The sequence below is a fragment of the Anatilimnocola aquadivae genome, from assembly GCF_049819085.1.
In the GTDB taxonomy this organism is placed as follows: domain Bacteria; phylum Planctomycetota; class Planctomycetia; order Pirellulales; family Pirellulaceae; genus Anatilimnocola.
The window spans coordinates 7541946-7563897 of the sequence record NZ_CP187419.1 but is presented as its reverse complement, the minus strand read 5'-3'; the positions used below and the strand labels follow the sequence as shown (position 1 = coordinate 7563897).

Here is a 21952-nt window from a genome sequence, read left to right as displayed (position 1 = left end):
GGCAGCACTAGTGATTCTGCTGACTTCGAACTTAGCGGTTGAGCGTCACGCCGAAGGTCAAACCGGCCATGAACAGGTCTTCGGTATTGTCGCGGATGTCGTTACCGCGGCCCACACCATCGGCCATGCTGATCAGAGCCAGACCGAAGCGGAAGCTGATGTCGCGGGTCAGAGTGTAAGCGGCTTCGCTGCGAAGTTCACCACCCCACACAAACTCGTCGCTGCGGTCGAATGAGCGAGCACGATTGCGAAGCTCGTACACCGGTGTCGTGGCGGCAGCTGCACCGTAGTTGGTAATGACTTGATCTTGGTAGCGAGTCAGGTATTGGAAGTTGTGCATCGCATAGGCTCGCACTTCGGTCGACAGGTTCCAGTGAGCCTTCTCATAGAAGTACCGGAAACCGAACTGGCCACCGAACATGTTGTTCTCGAAGTGAGCACGGTCGACAACCAACACTTCCACCGGGCCGAGCGGGTTCGGTGCATTCAGATCCGGGAAATCGTCTGGATCGAGAGCATACCGACCATACCCGTCCTGGCGATAGATGTCTTTGAACTGCATGTAGCGAGCACCGATGAACGGTTCGAGCACACCACCGTTGTGGAACTCTTTGCGACGCCACACCTTGTTCAACTCGATCGACGAGAAGGTCGCATTGTTGATGCTCGCTTGCAGGTCGTAGGCTCGTGGATTGCGGTCGACGAGGATCGGGTCCGGGTTGTCTGCATCGTCACCCGTATTGATGCGGTTAATCCGCTCGTGGCGTTGCTTCAGGCCTTCGGCAGGCCCCGACAAGTGCCACGCCACAGCATTCCAGCCGTGATCGTCGGTGGTCATGTAACCGAAGTCGTAACGGTTACCCCAGGTGAAGTCACCGTCGTAACCTGTCTCACGATTTCCCGTGAAACCGAGCATCCCCTGATCGCCCAGCTGTTGCAGGTCGATGTTCAGGTTCGCACCGAAGTTACCTTCGGTACCGACCCGCAGGATCGGACGCATCTGCGGCCGCTGCACATTCATGTAAATGCGGTCGTAGGTGAAATAGAAACCGATGTTCGGCGGATCTCCACCCCCGTACCCGCTGACATCAGCAGGTGCGAAGAATTGAAAATCCGGCCCGAAGGTATCGGGTTCAATGAACGGGGTTAGCCGTTCAATTTGCACCGTTGGCCCGGAGGACGGCAGCGAGGGATGTTCTGCCCGGACGCTAGTTGCGAATGACATCGCAGCCAGGATGACCGTGAACCACAGCTTCGTACGTTTAAGCGACATAGTTAGTGCACCTTCGGAGTTGCGTTCCGTTGGCTTCTCGTCCGGGGGACAGGACGCTCCACGCGGAAACCTTTTTTCCGCTCGTGACGGTAGTATCGGAAATGCTTGACACACCGATTGAGTAAGAGTGGTAAAAGATTCCGAGAAATCCGATTCTGCCGCTACTCGATTGCTCTTGCCGAATTGGCTCGCCGGTGACAACCGGCCTGTGAAGAGACAGAAAGAATTGCCGCAAGTCCCAAGCAGGCGTATACTTTGGCGTCGCGACACACGCTCGGCGAAGCAATTTTTGCCGCTTGCCAGCGAATGATCATGCTGGCAGATTGACTGCTATCGCTCACGGCCATGAATTTTGGGAATCGCTCTCATGCGCATCATCGCCCTTCGCTGTTTGGCTTTGGCGGGTCTCACCTGCACCTGGCTCTGCCTGTTGCTGCTCCAAGCGGCCGCGCAGGAGAAGGTCACCACGCCGGAAGCTCCGGCCGGCGAGAAAAAGCCTGCCGAGAAGCCCGCTGAGACCAAGCGGAAAGACGCGACCGAGAACTTCATTCGCGTCCATCGCGATGAGAAAGGGACGCCCCTCTCGATGGATACCGGCATTGGTCGGTACCAGCCTGCGGATGGCAAAAACCCGGGCGTGATCGTCGATTTGATCGGCGCCGTCCACGTGGGCGAAAAAGCCTACTACGACGCGCTCAACAAGAAGTTCGAAGACTATGACGTGCTGCTGTACGAACTGGTCGCTCCACCGAACACGCGAATTCCTAAGGGTGCCAAGGGTTCTTCGGGCCATCCCATCGCCGCCATGCAAACCGGCATGAAGTCGATGCTCGGGCTCGAGCACCAGCTCGAATGCGTGGACTACACCAAGGCAAACTTTGTGCACGCCGATATGTCCCCCGATGAATTCGCCCAATCGATGAAGGACAAAGGCGAGAGCTTCGCCCAGATGATTTTCCGCGCGATGGGTGCTGGCATGGCTCAGCAAGCAACCGGCAAACAGAGCAACGATTTCGAAATGCTCTCGGCGCTCTTCTCGAACAATCGTGCCCAAAAGCTGCGACTGGCAATGTCGACCCAGTTTGAAGACCTCGACTCACAAACAATCATTTTCGACGGTCCCGATGGCTCAACCATCCTCACCGCGCGCAACGGCAAAGCCTTCGAAGTTCTCAAAGAGCAGCTGGCTGCCGGGAAGAAGAAAATCGGCGTCTTTTACGGCGCTGCACACCTTCCCGACATGGAAAATCGCCTCGTCGATGACTTCGGCCTGAAGCGCACCGAACTCACTTGGCTCCCCGCCTGGTCCCTGACCGACAAGCCGCTGAAGAACGAAGAAAAGTAAGGTGGGTCGCACGCACTGAGCAAAAGCAGCCCAGCCGGGAAACTCTGGTCGAGCGGAGAGGCAGCCCCCGTAGAGCCGTAAACCGCTGCGTCGGCGAAAAAGTTGGAGGAATCGCGGGAAGGCACCAACGGTAAAGAGGCTTCCATGAATCCTCGACTCTTTTCATTTGTTGGTGGCGATTCGGGAAGCTGGTCGGTCGCTTCTCTAACGACCATCGTTGGCGAGCCACTTCCGCTCGTTGAACGTGTGTCAATCGTCAACCAATTCGTTCCTTCACCGCCCAATATCGCCGGCTGGTTGCTACGCGGAGTGACGAGCAATGAGCGGTACGTCACCAGGCCCGAAAAGAATGAACTGCTCAGCCGGCAAGTGGCGCTGGGAAGACCAGAGGCCACGCACTCGGCATTGATCCCCATTCGCAAGAACGCGCAGTGGTGGAGCCTGACGCAGGACGAACGGCGCGAGATCTTCGAAGCTCAGTCCGCTCACACCAAGACGGGGCTGAAATACCTGCCAGCCATTGCCCGGCGGTTGCATCATTGCCGCGACCTGAGCGAAGCCGAGCCATTCGATTTTCTCACGCTCTTCGATTACGCGCCTGCCGACGCCGCGGCCTTCGATGACCTGCTCGCCGCCCTCCGCGCGACCGAAGAATGGAAATTCGTCGATCGCGAAGTCGATATTCGCCTGGTACGATTCGACTGATCCGCCACTTTCTTCACACTACGCGTTTGCCTGCAAAGTGAGAACCTGCAAAGTGAGAAACTGCCTTGTCCAACCCTGAACCGTGCTCCCGCGAGAACCTGCGCTACCAAGCGCTGCCGGAATATTCGCGAGAAGAGATTGAACACATCTTGGCCACCGGCTCGGCCCCAGAGGTGGGCGTAGCGCTCCTCAGTGGAGGCTTTTATTCCGACTCGTGAGAATGGATCGAGGAAGCATGCTTGCGACATTTGGATGCCCCCGAGTTCAACGTCCGCGCATCGGCACTGACGGCACTGTGTCATGTTGCTCGTAATCACAGTCAACTCAATCTGCAGACTTTGAGGCCTAAGCTGGCCGAAGTGCTGGCCCGCGATCCATCACTGGTTGGATGTGTTGAAGACCTGCAAGACGATATTGAAATCTTCATCACGCGACCAAAGAAATAGCTTCGTGCCAGGTCACACGGTGTCTTATAATCGCCCCTGAACTCGCGCGGTCCTGCTGACCGTGGAGGCAACTATTTTGAGGAGACCTGCGATGAAGAGCTTGTGGATGGCGGCCGCTTGTGTGGTGATTGGCTTGGCTGTTGGTTGCGAAGCGAAGATGGAAGAGGCCAAGCAGGCCGCGGAAAAAGCCAAGGTCGAAATGGAGGCCGCTGCTGAAAAAGCCAAGGCTCAAGTCGAAACCGCTGGCGAGCAAGCCAAGGCGGAAGTTGCCAAAACGGGCGAAGAAGCCAAAGCGGCCGTGGAAGCAGTCGCCGAGAGTGCTGCCAACTTGAAGATCGGCGATCTCGATCTCGGCAAGGAACTACAAACGGCCATCGACAGCATGAAGGGTACGCTCGACGGCGTGACGAACGTCGAATCGGCCCAGGCAGCACTTCCCAAGTTCGAAGCGGCCAATCTCAAGCTCGATAGCATCCTGACGCTGGTCGACCAGATTCCCGAAGCGGCTCGCCCCGCCCTCGCCAACGTGCTCAAGAGCAGTTCCGCCGGCATTATCGACTCGGTCAAGAAGGTCGTGGCCATCGAAGGGGTCGGCGACATTCTTAAGCCCGTCCTCGATCAACTGGTCGCCAAGCTAGAGAAAGCCAGCGTGGCCATGGATGCGCCAGCGCCAGCAGCACCGAAGTAAAGCTGGCTGTTACTCAAGCCAGCCCACTGTCATTGCCGACACGGGGCGGAGCTCGCCTCGTGCTTCGCAGCTGAAATGCCCCTCGAAATCGCGTTTTTTTGCGAGCGTTTCAACGCTGCAGTACTAGAATGGTACCTACGTCAGAGGGGTCTGTAAACAGCTGCTATTGTTACACAACTTGAGAATACAACATGATCATTGCCTCGATCAGTGGATCGGTCGGAAGCTACGAGAGTGGTGCCAAAAATCAGCAGGCTGATATTCGCACAGTCCAGGAACTGTTGACGCAGGCGGCCAAGAAGTTGAATTCGCCTGGTTTCGACCCCAAGGGCATTGATGGAAAAATCGGCAAGCCGGGCAGCAACTCGAAGACGGTAGCAGCAATCACCGCCTTTCAGAAGCAGCAAGTCGGTATGTCGTTGCCCGACCAACGGATTGACGTGAATGGCGCGACGTGGAAAAAGCTGGTCGCCGTGGCTGGTTCATTGCCGGCCAAGCCTGCGAGTGCGGCCACGCAACTTATCACGCTCACAGTGACCCACGGTGGCAAAATCCCCAAGGGGACAAAGTTCAAGGTGGCCACAGCGGCGACAGCAACCAGCTTGTACGAATCGACGTTCACGCTTTCCGGTGGTGCCTCGGGGACATTTCGTGGTTCGATTTTTCCCGACGACATGACGATCAAAGGACGCCTGCTCGACGACACCTATCCATTGCATTTAGGCTTTCACAAAGGTGGCGGCACACCGAAAGAACCGGCGTCCAGTCTGGTCGTGAAGACCTCCGGCGTTCGCGCGGGATTGCTTGTAAATGCCCGCAACTCGGTAAAAGTGAAGAGTGACAACTCTGACAAGACGACGTCGCATGGCATCAATGTGCATAACGGCTACAGCGAAACGGACCGCGGTTCCGATGGCTGCCTGACTCTGCATCCCAGCGATTGGTCGTCGTTCGTCAAAATCTTCTTGAACGCTTTTCCCGACATCGCCGATTGGCACACCCTGGGAAACAATACGGGTAAGAAGATTGGTTCGCTCGTAATCAAGAAGTAGCGAATTGCTGCTGCGTGCATTACCCCGTCATGCTGCCACCTGATCTTGACTCAGTTTGCTAGTTCGCTATTGTTCCCGGCACTTGTCGAAATTCTGCGCTCGGGTGCTATTGGCACGCGAGCGTTCGCCCCTGTTCGTGGGCCTGTGAATGATTTGCCGGGCAGCGCTGCTACTGAGCATTTTGCTGCTGGTCGGGTGCCAAAACGCGCCCGAGCAGCTGAGCCTGTACGCGCCGTTTGGTCCCGCTGTCGTGCCGCAACCAGCATTGTCGCGAGCGAACTCAACGCCCTATTACACACCGCCGGCTGCTTCGACAGGCAGTTCTCCCGCAACGGCCAATAGCCCGAACGGCAACAAGCTCTCGCACTACGACCCACATACGGGCGTGCTGGTGCCGGGCAGTTTTACGCCGCCAGCCATAGCTTCGCGGTCAGTGGATTTGTCGAGCGATAGCAATGCGCTCGCCAGCGGTTCCGCTCGCACTCGGCCGAGTACGGAAGAAGCGATCAAGATTGTTGAAACCGATAGCTCGCCGCGAGGATTATCGAGCGCCATTAGCTCCGGCATTACGCAAGCCACGCGCAGCTCGTCGGGCGTGAAGTTTCAGGCTTCGCCGCCCAGTGGAGTGGTGCGAACGGGCTCGGCGCTGTTGCCACCTGCCGAGAATCCCATTTCGATCGCCGCAGTTCCACGGTCCGCCACGAGTCGTACCACGGCACCCGCGATCATTCCCACCACGCGCTCCTCCACTGCACCCGTTTTCGGTACTCCCGGCTTGCTTGCACCGCCACCAGCTGCCCAACCGGCGACCGGCCAGCCCGTTCAACCGGGCGTCATTCCGGCGAAACCTGCTGAGTCGCGACGTCTGTCGCTGTGGGATGCCGGCGATGGCTCGCGCGTGATGCCCGCTGCCCATCTCGAAGAGGGCGACGTCATCACCGCCGGGCCGAGTAGCTGGCGAGCAAGATAAATTCTGCTTCGCGTTCTCCCTCGCTGACGCGGCTTCCGGTTAAGTGCTGCTGGTTTGTCGACAATCAAGCCAAATCTGACGGCAGCAATGCCCGTGACAGCTGGTCCCGCCAGTGCTTCCATGTCCTCTGCGCCGCGTTCCATCAAGAGTGGGCGTGAAAGGAGTTACAATCCATGGCGGAACGCTTGAAAACCCGCGGTGGCAGCACCAAACTGAAACGACTCCTCAGCGCAGCCACGCCCCATCTGCATCACCGCCTAAACTTCGCTCAAAAGAGCCCAACTTCAAAACGGACGCAGCGGGCCGCCCAATCAAAACTACGAACTACGAAACTTGAAATTGAAGCCTTAAACCATGTCGAATCTGCAACAACGAGTCGCTGCGATCCGCAGTGAGGCGGTCCGGGTGCAAACCTGGCAAGCTTGGGGCTGGACGCTGGCGGTCTCGTTATTGGCGGTGACGATCGCGGGTTCGATGGACTTTTTCTTGCGGCTGCGAAGTTGGCCGCTCCGGCTGCTGCTGACGGCTGCCGTAGTCACTGTGATGGTCTGGACGGTTCGCCGCTGGCTCGTGCCTTGGTGGCAGAGCAAATCCAGCGACGTGCAGATTGCTCGCCGCCTGGAACACCTCCATCCGCGACTGGGCGAGCGCCTTTCCTCGGCGATCGCTTTTCTGCAGCAAGCGAAGGATGATCCGCGCGAAGGGTCGCTCGAACTGCGGTACGCGGTGGTGGCCGAAGCCGAATCGATCGCTGCCGATCTGCCTCTCGAAGCTTCCATCGATCGCCGGCCCGCGCGGCGCGCACTGGCGGTGGCCGTTGGTATTGGCCTCACCGCAATCGCACTCAGCCTGTGGCAACCACTCAACACAACGCGGGCCGCAGTCCGTCTTGCCTGGCCTTTCGGTGGACCGGCCTGGCCCCCGCGCAATCAACTCGAACTGGTTGCTGCGCCTTCAGCGGTCGCTTTGGGCGAAAGTTTCGAGGTGCAGGTGATCGACCGAAATGGTTACCCGCCCGCCGATGCCGCGATCACGTTGCAATTCGACGAGCCCGCGCGACGCACCGAGCAGCACCTGCTGCAGCAGCGCGGCGATAAGCTGGTCTTTCGCGTCGAGCAAGTCCTGGCAGGCTTTCGCTACCGCGTAACCGGCGGCGATGGCGAGTCGTTGCCCTGGCGAGAGCTGCTCGTAGTGCAACCGCCCAAGCTCAACGACTTGATCTCGGTAGTTCGTCCGCCGGAGTACTCCGGTCTCAAACCCGAGCGCGGCGGTCGCCTCGTCAAGCTGCTCGCCGGTTCGCAGCTGATGATCGAAGGCAAGCTGGACCGCGCCGCCAGTGCCGCAAGGTTGCAAGCGGCGACGGGCGAGTCTTTGCCGGAGTTGCAACTGGCCGCTGATCGCCTCAGCTTTCATAGCCCGGCAACCAGCAACTGGCAGCCGACAAAATCACAGCAAGTCTGGATCGAACTCGTCGATGAAACCGGTTCCGTGACCGGCCGCGACGGACCACTTGAGTTGCAGGTCGTTCCCGATTCGCCGCCGACGATCGCCTGGGATGAGCCTGGCGATCATGGGGCTTTCACCAGCCAGGCGCTCGTTCCCATTAGTGCCCAGGTGAAGGACGACTTGGCTGTACAACGCGTCGAGTTGCAATTCGCGGCGATTGGTAGCGAAGCTCAACAGCCTCAGGTCGTGGTGCTATTTCAACAAGACAAGCCGCCGGCCAGAAGTTTTGGCGAAGGGGATTCTCGCCGCGTCAGTCACGCTTGGGATCTGTCACAGGCCGGCAACATCGTGGACGGAACTTCCTTTTCGCTCAAGCTCGTCGCTTATGATTTTCAGGGACAGCAAACCGTGGCGCCGCCCCGCCGCATCAGCGTCATTTCGACTCAGGATATGCAGCATCGCCTGGTGCAGCGACAAGGAGCGGTGCTGGAACAACTGGGAGAAGTCCTGCGTCTACAGCGGCAGGCCCGCACTCTGGTCAGTGATGTGGCGGCACGGCAGCAGGACGAAGGAAAGTGGCAGGCACGCGATCTCGATGCCCTGCAAAGTGCCGATTTGCAACAGCGGCAAGTTCAACGCTTGCTGAAGAACCCAGACGATGGACTGGCGAAGCAAATCACTTCCTTGCTTGCCGAGCTTCAGGCCAATCGCTTGCAAGACGAAGGGATTGCCACACGCATGCAGTCGTTGCAGAAGCAAGTTCAGCGATTGTCCGCTGACGTGCTGCCCACGCTCGAAGAGCAACTGGCCGCGGCGCTAAAGACCGCACGGCTGAAATCGGAAACGCGCGATGACTGTGCACGAAATGACGGTGATGAATCCCCCTTGCCCCTCGACAACGTACTCCAGCAGCAAGATTTGTCGGTGGCAGCGCTCGAAGCGATGCTCGGCGAACTGGCCCAGTGGGATACCTTCAGCCGCATCGCCCGCGAGGTGGGTCTGCTCAAGCAGGAACAACAAAAGTTGCGCGAGCAGACCGAGAATGTGCGAATCTCGCTTGCACTTGCAGAGCGAAATGCCGAGCCCTTGAACCTTGCCCGGCAAACAGCCCAGCGGCAACTCGAAGCTGCTCGACAGTACGACAAATTGCAAGGTCGCATGGAAGACCTCCTCGCCAAGCTGCGTGACAGCGATCCGCTGGCGGCTGGGAGTCTGGCCGATGCACTCGATGCTGCCGCTCGCCTGGCGGTCGGCGGTCAGATGCGATCCGCGGCCCGGCAGTTGCAAGAGACTCGCGCCGGTCAGGCCGTGCAAACACAAGATCAAGTGCTGGCAGGCTTGAGCGAAGTGCTCGACCGACTCGCTAGTCGCAAAGATCAGGATGCCCGCCGGCAACTGGCGGCGCTCAGCGCGGCCGCGGGTGAGCTGAATCAACTAGCCTCGCGCAGCGAGAACCTGGCCCGCGAAGCCGCCGCCGCAGCGCAGGCGAATGATCCGCAGAAGCGGCAACTGCAGCGGCTCACCAAGGATGCCAAACGCTTGGCCGAAGAAGTGGCGGAACTGGCCCGCAAGCTGGAACGACTGCAGGCGAAGAAGCCCGGCGAGAGTTTGAAGAAGGCCGGTTCTGCCCTCGGCAATACAAGTCAATCAGCAGCAGGGGGTGATGGAGCCTCGGCCGAACAGCAGGCTCGCTCGGCACTCGAAGATCTGCAGAAGGCCAAAGAGGAATTGCAGCAGAACATTCAAGCGGCTCAGGAAGATCTGGTCCGTGAGCAATTAGCCCGGCTGGAAACGGAACTCGCCGGACTGCTGAAGCGGCAACAAAATCTGCTTGGCGAAACGCAACGCCTGGACGGTGTGAAGGCGACGAACAAGGGGAACTTGAATCGTGCCCAGCAAGCTTCGCTTCGCAGCCTGGCAGAAGAACAACGGCAGCTGGCCGATGCCGTGCAGCAAAGTAGCGCAGCGTTTTCATCCGGCGAAACCTTCCAGCTGGCGCTCGATGGCGTACGTCAGCAAATGCAACGCGCCCACCGTGGTCTCGTTCGGCTGCAGACCGACGCCAACGTGCAAGCTTCCCAGCAGCAGGCCGTCGAACGGCTCAAGCAGTTGCTCGCCGCCGCCCGTTCGCAGGCCGAGGCACCCGGCGATGATCAGCAGCAACCGGCAGGCCCCCAGCAACAACAGGCCGGCGGTCCGCCGCAGGTTCGTAGCATCGGCGAGTTGCGGCTCCTGGCTCAATTGCAGACCGAGATCAATCGTCGCACGGCGGAACTCGAAGCAGCCCGCGTTGCCAAGGGTGATTTCACCGCCGAGCAACTGACCGAGCTACAAGAACTGGCCGAAGAACAAGGCAAACTCGCCGAGATCATTCTTAAACTCGTCGAGCAGCCTGCCGAACCAGTCACGGAAGACAACCCGCCGGCTCCCATGCCTGGAGAAGACCAGCCGAAGCCCGGCGAAAAGAAACCGGCAGCAAATCCGCTCGATGAGGAACTGCTGAAGGGTTTGAAGTGATGGCCCGGGTAAGCCGCACTGGAACCGTGATGGGAATGGTGATCCTAGCAGCAATTGTCACCGCAATTTTTATGGGCGGCGAAGAATACGGCCGCCATGTTTCGCTGGCAGGCGGACTTACGGGACTGGCTGCGATTCTCAGTATTGCAGTTGCCTACGGGATCGTGGAGGTGTTCTTTGCCATTGATGGCAATGGTCATCATTTCGTGTCCCGACGCGGGTGGGTCTTGCTATTCATCATCACACTTGTCGTCGCGGCTCTCGTGACATTGATCGATGTCCGCACAGGGCTGATGACTTTGTGGTTCTGTGTTTCCTTCTTTGTAATTGAACGGGATATCACCCGGGTTCACGTGCGATGAGTGTTTGATTGACCTTGTGAACATTCGCGCGCTGGCGCGAGGCCGACGATGCATAACTAGCGACCTCTTACACCGAAGATGCTAGACAGCGAATGCTCGATGGACTCTCGCCGCCTAGAACTCTTGTCGTTCCATGTACACGCAGCCCAGTAGCAGCATGAAGACCATGAAGGCGAGGCTGCTGTAGACCGGTTGCCACGGGTTCTCGATGAGCGGCGGTGGTGGCGCTTCACCCGCTTGCTCCCCTTCTTCCGCTTCGTCGGCCGCTTTGGCTTTCGGTTTTTCGACGAGCAAGTGTGTGATCGTTTTGTAGAACTCGCCCGGCTTGGGGCAGACGGTGTAGATCGGGTTAATCAGATAGTGGTACGTAATGGTTTGCAGGTGCATCGGAGGCTGAAGTTGCCGCGTCTGCTTCCAAGTGCCCACTTCGTACTCGGTCACTCGGTCAACCAGATCGCAGACAAGTAGCTTGCCTTCTTTCGTAAAGCGAACCGCGGACAGATCGCCCTGGCCAGTAACGCGAGCCCGCTCAAACTCGTCCTTGCCGTCGGGCAGCAGCCACAGGGTGCGATTCTCGAGAATCACGGCCAACCACTTGCCATCGGGCGACGAGGTCACCACGCGCGGCGAATTGGAGGTTTGCAACTCGACCGTCTTGCGAAGTTCTAGCGTCTGCGGGTCGCGCAGTTCGATGGTGCCATCGCGAAAGGCTACGAGCAGCGTACTCTGGCTGGCAGCGATCCAGCCGCGACGCTGCCGCCGAGCCCCAAATTTTTCAGACTTCTCCGGCTTGTACTTTCCGTCGCTTCGTTTGCTGTAGCTTTGCAATTTGCCGCGCGAGTAGGTGTAGAGCGTGCCATCGGGGCCAAAGGTCGCGGTAAAGGGATCTTCCCAGGTCTGGGCCGGCGAGGGCCCCGCGTCGCGCAGCGGGCCGCGAGTGGTGAACGGGATCTTGTAGCCCATCACCGTGATTTCGTCCTTCTTGCTGCTCAGGTCACCTTGTGGACGAAACAAGCCTTGCCCCGTAAAGAGCAACGGCTGACCATCGGGTTCGTTGATGAGCCCCAGTGTTGGCTGCGGCGCTGCCGGGCCATCGCGATAGACGAAGCCATCGTCGGCGCTGGCCGAGGCGATCGTCTGCTGGCCGTTGGTCATCGAAATCATGGCCGCAACCAGGCGATTCTCCTGCGGGTCGTACACCGGTCCATGCAGATCGGGCAACTTGGCCAATAGCGTGATATAGGGATGAGCGTCGCGCAGTTCCTTCGAGAGGAAGACGATTTCCCAATGCTTCTTGTCGGCATCCCAGGCCAGCGGCGTATTGGTGCCGTCGACGACGACAAGTTCCTTGCCGGCTGGAACAATGCGGCGGACGCGAAACTTGTCCATCGAGGCTTCGATCGTCAATTTGCTGATGCCGACGGTAAAGCACAACGTCCAGAACAGGATGGCCACCAGAATGCTGACGATCACGTTGCGCCACACGAGACCAGCGAAAGCGGCTACCGAATAGTAAACGGCAAACACAAACGTGTAGATCGGAATGCACCACATGAGCCTCGGTTCCCAGACCGCCCACCGCGCACCAAGCACCAGGAACAGGCCAATGAACAGATACGTGCCACAGAGCAACACGAACGCGCAGGAGCCAAAGAACTTGCTGATATAGAGCAGCGACCTCGAGACGGGTTTGCTCAACAACAAATGGAGCGAGCCTGTTTCGAAGGTGTGGGGAATGGCGGGCGCGGTCACGACAATCGCGACGAGCAGGCCAATGGCCAGCAGGCCTTTGTCGACGAGAAACGGCAACAGCGTGCGCACGGTCGTTACCAGCAACGGCTTGCTGATGGGGAGTGCTGGTGAAACATTGTAGGTCGCATATTGCAATTGCAGCGACGTGGCGGGGCTACGATCGATCGCATCGCCAAACGCCGATTCCAGCAGCAGGCGATTGAGCCGCTGCAGTTCTTCACTGGTGAGATCCTTCTGTCGCCGCAGCATTTCCTTACCTTCGGTGCGCAAGCTGGCCGTCGAGAAAGCCGTCGATTGATACAGGTCCTCGCGCTTCAGAATGGTGTTCAGCTCTTTGATCAAAGGCTCGGTGACTTCGTTATGAGCCTTGATGTCTTTGAATTGAGGCTGGCTCGGCAGAGGTTGATAGTCGCGAACTGCTTGCTGGCCGCTGGTACTCAGCAGCGACCAGATGCGCTGCACCCCGCGGCTGGCACTGCCATCTTCCACCTTGCGCAGCTGGGCGGTGAAGTCGCTCCACGAGATGTCGCCTTCGTTGATCCCAATCGTCAGCGTTTGCTGGTACGAGAGGGGCGAAACGGCGAGCAAAAAGATCGTGATGATAATCAACACGATCCACAGCACGCGCGAGTGCAAGGCTTCGCGGAACGAGTCTTTGACAATGGCCAGGTACGGTCTCATTCAGCAATGCCTTTAGTTGTCGACGGACTCGGCGGCGACGATTTCCAAATACGCTTCTTCCAGGCTAACCTTACGGCGTGACAAGCCAATCAGGCTGGCACCGCGACGTCGCAATTCGTCAATAGCGAGGTCGATCGCTGCCTGATCGGGCAACCGCAACACCACGCGAAACGAGTCGGGTGCAATCGTTTCCCAACTGACAACTGCTTCGGCAGGCAGCACTTCGCGCAGCTGACTCTCGTTGCCGGTGAGGTCCAAGTGCACTTCGAGCAACTGCTGGGCACCGGAAAGATCGCTGCCTTTGCCGGACGTGATCTCTTTCACATTGGCTACGCGGCGAAGCGTGCCCTTATCGAGAATGGCCACTCGATCGCAGATCAGTTCCACTTCCTGCAAAATATGGCTGTTGAGAAAAACCGTCTTTCCCTGCTGCCGCAAATCGGCAAGATAGCCGCGCACTTGCGATCGCGCGAGGGGATCGAGCCCGTCCGTTGGTTCATCCAGAATGAAAATATCGGGATCGTGCAGCATAGCCTGCGCCAGACCTAGACGTTGCAGCATCCCCTTGGAGTAGTTCCGTACCGGGTCCTTGGCTCGTGCGGCCAGTCCCACTTTTTCAAGGAGCGGACCGCGTCGCTGGCGAATCACACTGCTGGAGACGTTGCTGAGGTGACCATAGAACTCGAGCGCTGTCAGAGCGGTGAGATGCCGCGGCACGCGCAGGTTCTCCGGCAGGTAGCCGACTCGCCGGCGGCCGCGGATATCGCCCGCGGGATAGCCCAGCAAGGCGGCTTTGCCTTGCGAGCGGCGAATGATGCCGAGCAGAATCTTGATGAAGGTCGTCTTGCCCGCACCGTTGCCGCCAAGCAGGCCGAAGATCTCTCCTTGCCCGACTTCAAAACTGATCTCGCGCAAGGCCTCACGCTTTTTGCGCAACACCACGCCTTCGACGTACGTCTTGGAAAGTTTTTCGACGACAATTGCCGCTTCGGCCATGCAGCCATCCTTTCTCGGTTCCGTGGTTCGCTGCTCATTCTGTCGTATTGGCTGCTGCCGCGACATTGGCCATCTAACTCTGTTCCTTCCCCTTCTACTCCCTCTCCTCGGTACTCCGGGGAGAGGGTTGGGGTGAGGGGCCGAACTGTGGATCAGCTTTGCTTATTTCCCAAGCCGCTGAAGAAATACCCTCACCGGGCACATTTGGTTTCATGGCTAGCTGACACCAGGCAGGGAAATTCGCATGATAGGCAACTATGAAAACCTACGACGTCATCGTACTAGGAACCGGCGGAGTCGGCAGTGCTGCTTGCTGGCAATTGAGTCGTCGCGGGGCGACGGTGCTGGGGCTCGATCGCTTTCCGCCGGGGCATGCCCGGGGCAGCTCGCACGGCGAGACGCGCATCATTCGGCAGGCCTACTTCGAACATGCCGACTACGTCCCGCTGCTCCGCCGGGCTTATGAATTGTGGGCTGAACTCGAAGCGGAAGCCGCTCAGACCCTGTTCTCACAGGTTGGCTTGCTGCAGATCGGTCCGCGCGAAGGGATAGTCGTTCGCGGCGTCTTGCAGGCCGCCGCGCAGCATGGCCTGGAAGTCGAACTGCTCTCAGCAAGCGAATCTCAGCGGCGATTCCCCGGCTTCTACGTGCCGGACGAGATGCACGCGGTCTACGAACCTCGCGCGGGCCTGCTCTTTGTCGAGCAGTGTGTGCAGGCTCACTGTGCAGCCGCGGTGCGAGCAGGGGCCGAGTTGCGCAGTGATGTCACCGTGCTCGGCTGGCGGGAGGAAGAGGCAGGCGTGGTGGTACAGACCGATCAGGGAGAATTCGCAGCACAGAAGCTGGTGATTACGGCCGGCCCTTGGGCGGCTCAGTTTCTGGCGAACACCGGCGTCCCGCTCCACGTCAAGCGAAAGCACATCTATTGGCTCCCCACGAACGAGCCCGCGCTTCAAGCAGCGCAAGGTGCTCCGGCCTACTTGTATGAATTGCCGCAGGGTGTGTTTTATGGTCTGCCGGCAATTAACGACCGCGGGTTGAAGTGCGGCGAACATAGCGGCGGTCAACTCGTCACCGATCCGCTGCACGATCCCCGCGTCTTCGATGCTCAAGACTGGGTGCGCGTCGCCGATTTCGTCCGCAATCATCTGCCAGGTGTTTCGCCCATTCCGTCCGATCGCAGCGTCTGCTTTTACACCATGTCGCCTGACGAGCACTTTCTGCTCGATCGGCATCCGCAGTCCGATCGCGTGTTCTTCGCTGCCGGTCTGTCTGGCCACGGCTTCAAATTCACCGGCGTATTGGGCCAGGTATTGGCCGATTGGGCTACGACCGGAAAAACAGAACTGCCCGTGGAATTTCTAGCTCTCGCTCGGCTCCGTTAAGCAGATAGAATGAACCGAACTGCTTCTCACAGGCCTGTTTTTCTTTGGCGGACTCCTGCGCATGCTCGTTCGACAGTCAAGGTTGCCATCTCTTTGGAGACGCATTGCGCTCGGCTCGCTACTGTTGGCGATTGGCGGTTCGTGGCTGCTGGCTCAGGAAGAACCGGAGCCGATTCATTCGAAGTCGAAGTTTAAGCAGGCAGCGGTGATTCAGTTCAACGGCCCCATCGACTCGTGGGTGCAAGGCTATATCGATCGCAAGTTGACCGCAGCCATCGAATCGGGTGCCGATTTGATCGTGCTCGAAATCGATAGCCCGGGCGGCTATTTGAAAGACAGCTTGGAGATTGCCAACAAACTGAACGATCTCTCGGGCGTCCACACGGTCGCCTACATTCCGCGCGAAGCACTCAGCGGCGCAGCGCTTGTGTCGCTGGGTTGCGATGAGATCATCATGCGCCCGACGGCCCGCATCGGGGATGTCGGCGTGATCTTTCTCGATAGCGACTTCATGTTTCGCCATGCCCCGGAAAAGATCCGCAGTCCGCTCGTCACGGAAATGCGAGTGCTGGCCGCTGCCCACAAGCGGCCACCAGCGCTCGCCGAAGCCATGGTCGATATGGACCTGGAAGTCTATCGCTACGTGAATGAACGGACGAACGCCGAAGAGTTTCTTTCCGAAAAAGAGCTGAGTTCAAAATCGGACGCTGCTGACTGGCAACAGCGCGAGCTAGTGCTCGAGTCGAAGAAGGGAAGCTTTCTCACCGTGTCTGGCGACCGCGCCAAAGAGTTAACGCTGGCTGAAGGCACGGTTGCCGACTTCGATGAATTGAAGGCCCGCTACGATGTCAGCGGCCGGTGGAACAACTACGACGTTGATACCGTGGATCGCGCGATTTATGTACTCACGCTTTGGTGGGTGACAGCGATCCTGATCGTCGTTGGGCTGGTCGGACTCCTCTGTGAATGCTGCGCGCCGGGCACTTGCATCGGCGGGCTGGTGGCCATTACTTGTGCCTCGCTGTTCTTCTGGAGCCGCTTCCTCTCGGGCACTTCAGGCTGGCTCGAAGTCATCCTGTTTGGCCTGGGGCTCGTCTTTCTCGCGATTGAACTGTTCGTGCTCCCCGGCTTTGGCGTGGCAGGTGTGCTTGGCCTCTCACTGGTTGCCATCTCCGCGGTACTCGCCTCCCAGCGATTTCTCATTCCGGCCACGACCGGCGAACTTACCACGACCTTCGGCTCGGTCGCCACGCTGCTCGTCGCCACCGTGGTGTTTCTCGGTATTGCCTATGCGATGACTTCGTACCTGGGGACCATTCCCATGCTGAGTCAATTGATTCTGGCGCCTTCGCCAAGTGCGAAAGTGGCAGGCGCGTCAGCAGGCTCCGTCGAGGCAACCATCCCTGCGGAGAAGAAGGTAGCCGTCGGCGCGATTGGCCGAACAACGACGATTCTCCGCCCCAGTGGCCGCGCGATCATCGATGGCCAGCTTGTCGATGTGGTCTCCACCGGCGATGTCATTGCCGCGCGCGTCAACATTCGCGTGGTCGAAATCGGCTACGGCAAGGTGATCGTCGAGGAGACCGAAGACCAGAGCGAACCCCTGGCATAGCCTTTCATAGGGTCTAAGTGTCTAGCGAGTGCCATCTAGGCACGGCAATTGCTGACTTAGATTCCGCGGAAATGAGAGTGCGAATCGCGACCAACACTCGCCAAGCGTACCCTCCGCCTATAATACAAACACGTGGCACCCCCTGCTGGATATTGGAGCCTGAAGATGAAGACCTTGCTGTTCTCGGTTGCCTTGTTGCTTGGCGCTGGCGTTTCGAGTGCTAGTGCTCAGTACATCGCTGGCCCGGTTACGACTTTCTACGCACCGGCGGGGCGAGTGGTTGCTCCCGCGTACTCGGCTCCGGTGTTCTACCCGAACCGCACTACCTATTACGCGCCCGGGGCAGTAGCACCTGCCGGTTACTACTCGCCGACGCCTGTTTACTCCAGCTATTACGCTCCAGCCGCTCCCGTGAACGCGTCGCCAGTGTATTCCAGCTACTACGCTCCCGCTTATGCACCTGCCTACGCCGCGCCGGTTGTGGTGGGTCGCCCTGTAGTCGCCGGTCGCACCATTTATGGCACACGTCAGGTCTATGTGCCCGGGCAACCTGTGCTGAATACGGTCCGTGCCGTCACGCCATAACGCTGCCATCGAGCAGTGCATGCTGAAGTTCTTGCAAGGCGGCGGCGATCTGTTTGAGATCGCCGCCGCCATTTTCTTTGCCTTCGTTGCGAGATCAGCCTGCTCGACGATCTCTCGCGGTGATCTTTTCTCGGCCACCGCGGTGGCCAGCGGCCACTCAATCGATGGCAGCGTGTCCATCGATGGTCTCGCCGGCTCTTGCCGCGTAACCTCCTCGACGTAACTCCACCTTTCTGCCCGTGTGTTCGGTTGGAAACCATTAACAAACCCCGAGGTTTGTGAACACTGCCGCGCGCCGCCCCCGAGAGTTACGGCACCTGCTGTTCACAAACCGGCCCGATTTGTGAACGCCCCCTCATTGAGCGACGCACAAGTTACGTCGACTCTTGGCTGACTTACTGCTCTCTCAACTCAACCTGCTGGCCCCCAAGGGTCCGTACAGGTTCGACTTGGCGTTCATCTGGTCGCAGTCCGGCTCGGCGTTGTAGAAAGTCTCCACGCAGTTGGTAGTAGCGCCGGCGACCTTGTTCCAAGTGACGATCAGGTGATTCGGCGGCTTGATCGTAAACGTGCCCGCGTTGACGAATTGCTTGGGTGGCGTGCGGGTATTGAGCGGAGCCGACTTGGTGTACTTCGCGACGCCATTTTCGGCGAGGTAGTAGTAATACGTGTTGCCGTCCCAGACCTTCCACCAGCCAAAGGGCCATTCCAGCGGTTCTACTTTCTGAGCCGCTCCCACTCGCACCAGGTACTTCCAACTCGAGTTACTGCTCAGCGAAAAATTTGACGAAGACTGCACACCCAGGTGCGTATCTTGCGCTTCATAGATGACGCCGCTCGCACTCACGTAACCGATGTGATGGTCGCCACCCTTCACCAAAATGTCTCCATCCATCAAGCTCGCTGGCGGAGTGAGGATGACGCCTGGTGCCTCTTCGACGACTGGCTCGCCGGGCTTGGGGGTTTTCTTCGGGGCGATCAAGTAGACCGTTCCCACCTGCCCCGGTTTGCGCCAGGCTTTGATATCGAGCTGAATGACGCTGCCCGTCGCTTTCCAGTAGCAATAGCTGATAAAGCCGACGCAGTCGAAATGGCGAATCCCTTTGCAGGACTGTCCCCACACCAAGGTCCCGCCCAACTCGCCACCGGGTCCGGGACCAAACGCCCGCCGCGGCGTGAAGTGGTTGTAATAGTTCGGCCATGTCGCCGGCGGCTTCCCTTTCAGCGAGTCGAGATAACCAACGAGATCTCGATCGATGGGCGAGGCCGTGCGACCACCCGAAAATGAGTGATAGTTACCAGCGCACACGCAATAGCGATTCACATTCATTTCGGCGGCGAACACCGCCAGGTTCTGTTCGGCGGCAGCCAGCTTGGCCGGATTCAGGCGGTTGGGATCGGCCACCAGGCGAATGCCGCCGGGTCGGCAAGGACAACCATCTTCCTTGCCGGGCGTAGCGCCGTAGCCACCATTGATGTAGTGACTGCCGATCAGTGACTTGGCCACTGCGATGACTTTGCCGCCAATTTCCGGATCCATGTCGCTTCCCTCAGCCAAGGGTAGATATGACGCGATACCGCCGGAGCCGCATCCCAGGCATCGGTTAACGGTATCCGCCCCAGCGGCAAACCGCAAGTTACAACGATCTGCCCGACCAGCAACCGACTCGTCTGTTGGACAAGCTCGCTCGATTGGCTGATACTTGGCGGGCCGCATCTACTTCGAACTCTGAATGGTGCCTCATGACCCGCCTCGCGATTATGGTCGTTCTGCTCACGAGTGTTTCCGCAGTCGCCGCTGAGCGGAGTTGGACGCTGCACACCATCGATGCCAAGGCAGAGTACCCGGCGTGCGCGGCCTTTGATGTAAACGGCGATGGCAAGATCGACCTGATTAACGGCGGCTACTGGTTCGAAGCGCGGCCCGCCGGCAAAAAAACAGGCCCCGTTTGGAAGAAGCACTTTCTGCGCGAGGTGGAAGTGATTCGCGGGCGCTTCGATGACTATTCGAACTTGCCCCTCGATGTGAACGGCGATGGCTGGACCGACATCATCAGCGTGAACTATCGGAGCAAGAGCCTATTCTGGGTCGAGCATCCCGGCGAGATCATCAAGACGAAACCCGACACGCCGTGGACCAAGCGAATGATCGACACGCCCGGCCCGATGGAAACGGGCCGCCTCGCCGATCTCGATGCCGACGGCGACCCCGATATCATTCCCAACGGCATCGGCTTCGCTTGTTGGTACGAGTTCGACGCGGGGAAGTTCACCAGGCACGATCTGCCCAAGGAACTCTCGGGGCATGGCATCGGCGTCGGTGATATCAACGGCGATGGCCGGCTCGATCTCGTCGGCCCCGACGGCTGGCTCGAAGCGCCCGCTGACCGCATCAAAGATCGCTGGCTCTGGCATCCCGAATTTACTCTCACCCGCGATGCGAGCATTCCGCTCCTCGTCCACGACGTTGATGCCGACGGCGATGCCGATCTCATCTGGGCTCGCGGCCATCGCTTTGGTTTGTATTGGCACGAACAACAGCAGCAGGATGGTAAGCGCACTTGGCAAAAGCATGTGATCGATACCGAGCACTCGCAGTTTCACAGCTTGCTGCTTGCCGACTTAGACGGCGATAAGCAGGTGGAACTCATCGCCGGTAAGCGGTACCTGGGGCACGAAGGGAAAGATCCGGGCGAGTACGATGCGCGGGGAGTGTTTTCGTATCGCTTTTTGCCGAAGATACGTAGCTGGCAGCGAACGGTGATCCACGGCGGAGATAATGCAGGCTTCGGCCTCGATCCCAAGGCGGTGGATGTCGATGCGGATGGTGATCTCGATCTGGTGATGGGCGATCGGAGCGGTTTCTACCTGCTAGAGAGCTACGAGCGAGTTCTTAATCCCGATCTCGATTTTGCCTTTAGTAAGGGACGTTTACCGAAACTGAATCATCAACAACCGCTCGAAGATTACTTCGATGGTAAATCACAACAGTCCGTCAAGACACCGCAGGAATGGGCGTTGCGTCGCGCTGAGATTTTGATGAGCATGCAGTTCGCCATGGGCTCGCTTCCCACTCCCGATCGTCGCATTCCGCTCGATGTGAAGATCGTCAGCGTCGAAGAGACGCCCGATTACACGCGCGTGAAGCTCACGTATGCCAGTGAGCCCGGTGATCGCACGCCTGCTTATCTACTAGTGCCGAAGAGTGTGAAGCTGGATGCCAATTCGATTCACGGCAGCCTGGTCGATGGCCAGGGCAAGCCGCTCCCGGCGATGCTCTGCCTGCATCCCACCAACAAAGACGGCAAGCTGCAAACGGTTGGTCTCGTCGGTCTGCCCACGCGTCATTACGGCCACCAACTGGCCCAGCTGGGCTTTGTCTGCCTGGTGCCGGATTATCCCAGTTTCGGTGATTACGCCGACTACAACTTTCAGCAGAAGACGGCCGACGGTGACAGGCAACTTTACGACAGCGGCACGATGAAGGCGATCTGGACGAACATCCGCGCGGTCGACTTGCTGGAGACTTTGTCCTATGTCGATGGCGAGAAGCTGGGCACGATTGGTCACTCGCTGGGCGGCCACAATGCGCTCTTCACGGCGGTGTTTGAGCCGCGTTTGAAAGCTGTCGTCACGAGTTGCGGCTTCACCGGCTTTCACGATTACTACGGCGGCAAACTCGCGGGTTGGACCAGTGATCGCTACATGCCGCGCATTCGCGATGTCTTCAAAAACGATCCCGCTCAGATGCCCTTTGACTTCCACGAAGTGCTGTCGGCAATTGCGCCGCGGGCGATCTTTGTCGCTGCTCCGCTGCATGATGCCAACTTCGACAACGCCGGCGTGCGCAAGGTGATGAAGTCAGCGAGCGGCGTGTATGAACTGCTTGGCGCAAAAGACAAGCTGCAAGCCATCTATCCCGACTGTGCCCACGACTTTCCCGATGATGTGCGCAAGCAGGTCTATGATTGGCTGCAGAAAGAACTAGGCCGGTAACAAGCGGTACTCCGCGCAGTTCCGGCATTCATTTTTGCAACGCCACCGCCCCTGCGGCGGTGGTTCATTGGCTTTTGCACTACTAGGCGATGATTATTTCTCGCAGTGCTTTCACTACCGTCGCCGGAAAAGCGCGGAGTA

17 protein-coding genes are annotated in these 21952 nt (G+C 58.8%); 13 read left to right on the top strand and 4 right to left on the bottom strand.

Annotation, left to right across the window (positions count from 1 at the left end; genetic code table 11):
- Positions 1-31: 31 nt before the first annotated feature.
- The gene (locus NA78x_RS29985) at positions 32-1273 is read right to left on the bottom strand and encodes a BBP7 family outer membrane beta-barrel protein (RefSeq protein ID WP_425616059.1); all 1242 of its coding nucleotides are present in this window, start codon (positions 1271-1273) and stop codon (positions 32-34) included.
- A 367-nt stretch (positions 1274-1640) separates the two neighbouring features.
- On the opposite strand from NA78x_RS29985, the gene NA78x_RS29980 reads away from it, so the two are divergent.
- The 8 genes from NA78x_RS29980 (at position 1641) to NA78x_RS29945 (ending at position 10804) form a co-directional block, all read left to right on the top strand.
- Positions 1641-2618 carry a hypothetical protein gene (locus tag NA78x_RS29980; protein ID WP_425616058.1) on the top strand — a complete coding sequence of 326 codons (978 nt, stop codon included), beginning with the start codon at positions 1641-1643 and terminating at the stop codon, positions 2616-2618.
- A gap of 144 nt (positions 2619-2762) precedes the next feature.
- The gene (locus NA78x_RS29975) at positions 2763-3323 is read left to right on the top strand and encodes a chlorite dismutase family protein (protein WP_425616057.1); all 561 of its coding nucleotides are present in this window, start codon (positions 2763-2765) and stop codon (positions 3321-3323) included.
- 239 nt (positions 3324-3562) lie between these two features.
- Positions 3563-3769 (top strand): hypothetical protein, encoded by a 207-nt coding sequence (locus NA78x_RS29970; RefSeq protein ID WP_425616056.1) that lies wholly within the window; start codon positions 3563-3565, stop codon positions 3767-3769.
- Positions 3770-3860: 91 nt separating this feature from the next.
- Entirely contained in the window at positions 3861-4457 is a 597-nt protein-coding gene (locus tag NA78x_RS29965; RefSeq protein WP_425616055.1) for a hypothetical protein, read from the top strand.
- A gap of 191 nt (positions 4458-4648) precedes the next feature.
- On the top strand, positions 4649-5509 hold the full coding sequence (locus NA78x_RS29960) for a peptidoglycan-binding domain-containing protein (RefSeq protein ID WP_425616054.1): 861 nt from the start codon (positions 4649-4651) through the stop codon (positions 5507-5509).
- A gap of 148 nt (positions 5510-5657) precedes the next feature.
- Entirely contained in the window at positions 5658-6479 is an 822-nt protein-coding gene (locus NA78x_RS29955; RefSeq protein ID WP_425616053.1) for a hypothetical protein, read from the top strand.
- A gap of 354 nt (positions 6480-6833) precedes the next feature.
- Positions 6834-10442 carry a hypothetical protein gene (locus tag NA78x_RS29950; RefSeq protein WP_425616052.1) on the top strand — a complete coding sequence of 1203 codons (3609 nt, stop codon included), beginning with the start codon at positions 6834-6836 and terminating at the stop codon, positions 10440-10442.
- 29 nt (positions 10443-10471) lie between these two features.
- Positions 10472-10804 (top strand): hypothetical protein, encoded by a 333-nt coding sequence (locus NA78x_RS29945; protein ID WP_425616051.1) that lies wholly within the window; start codon positions 10472-10474, stop codon positions 10802-10804.
- 114 nt (positions 10805-10918) lie between these two features.
- On the opposite strand, the gene NA78x_RS29940 is transcribed toward NA78x_RS29945, so the two are convergent.
- Both NA78x_RS29940 and NA78x_RS29935 read right to left on the bottom strand, forming a co-directional pair.
- On the bottom strand, positions 10919-13237 hold the full coding sequence (locus tag NA78x_RS29940) for an ABC transporter permease subunit (protein ID WP_425616050.1): 2319 nt from the start codon (positions 13235-13237) through the stop codon (positions 10919-10921).
- Positions 13238-13249: 12 nt separating this feature from the next.
- Positions 13250-14233, bottom strand: a complete 984-nt coding sequence (locus NA78x_RS29935; protein ID WP_425616049.1) for an ABC transporter ATP-binding protein — start codon at positions 14231-14233, stop codon at positions 13250-13252.
- A gap of 257 nt (positions 14234-14490) precedes the next feature.
- Between NA78x_RS29935 and solA the strand changes: the two genes are divergently transcribed.
- From solA to NA78x_RS29915, 4 genes are all read left to right on the top strand, one after another.
- Positions 14491-15618, top strand: a complete 1128-nt coding sequence (gene solA / locus NA78x_RS29930; protein ID WP_425616048.1) for an N-methyl-L-tryptophan oxidase — start codon at positions 14491-14493, stop codon at positions 15616-15618.
- Positions 15619-15679: 61 nt separating this feature from the next.
- Positions 15680-17230: an NfeD family protein gene (locus NA78x_RS29925; protein ID WP_425616047.1), complete on the top strand. Its 1551-nt coding sequence runs from the start codon at positions 15680-15682 to the stop codon at positions 17228-17230.
- 165 nt (positions 17231-17395) lie between these two features.
- Positions 17396-17815 carry a hypothetical protein gene (locus NA78x_RS29920; protein ID WP_425616046.1) on the top strand — a complete coding sequence of 140 codons (420 nt, stop codon included), beginning with the start codon at positions 17396-17398 and terminating at the stop codon, positions 17813-17815.
- 19 nt (positions 17816-17834) lie between these two features.
- On the top strand, positions 17835-18038 hold the full coding sequence (locus tag NA78x_RS29915; RefSeq protein WP_425616045.1) for a hypothetical protein: 204 nt from the start codon (positions 17835-17837) through the stop codon (positions 18036-18038).
- A 183-nt stretch (positions 18039-18221) separates the two neighbouring features.
- Here the strand turns inward: NA78x_RS29915 and NA78x_RS29910 are convergent, their stop codons facing one another.
- Positions 18222-19355 carry a hypothetical protein gene (locus tag NA78x_RS29910; protein ID WP_425616044.1) on the bottom strand — a complete coding sequence of 378 codons (1134 nt, stop codon included), beginning with the start codon at positions 19353-19355 and terminating at the stop codon, positions 18222-18224.
- A 203-nt stretch (positions 19356-19558) separates the two neighbouring features.
- Between NA78x_RS29910 and NA78x_RS29905 the strand changes: the two genes are divergently transcribed.
- On the top strand, positions 19559-21811 hold the full coding sequence (locus tag NA78x_RS29905) for an FG-GAP-like repeat-containing protein (RefSeq protein ID WP_425616043.1): 2253 nt from the start codon (positions 19559-19561) through the stop codon (positions 21809-21811).
- Positions 21812-21952: the final 141 nt, after the last annotated feature.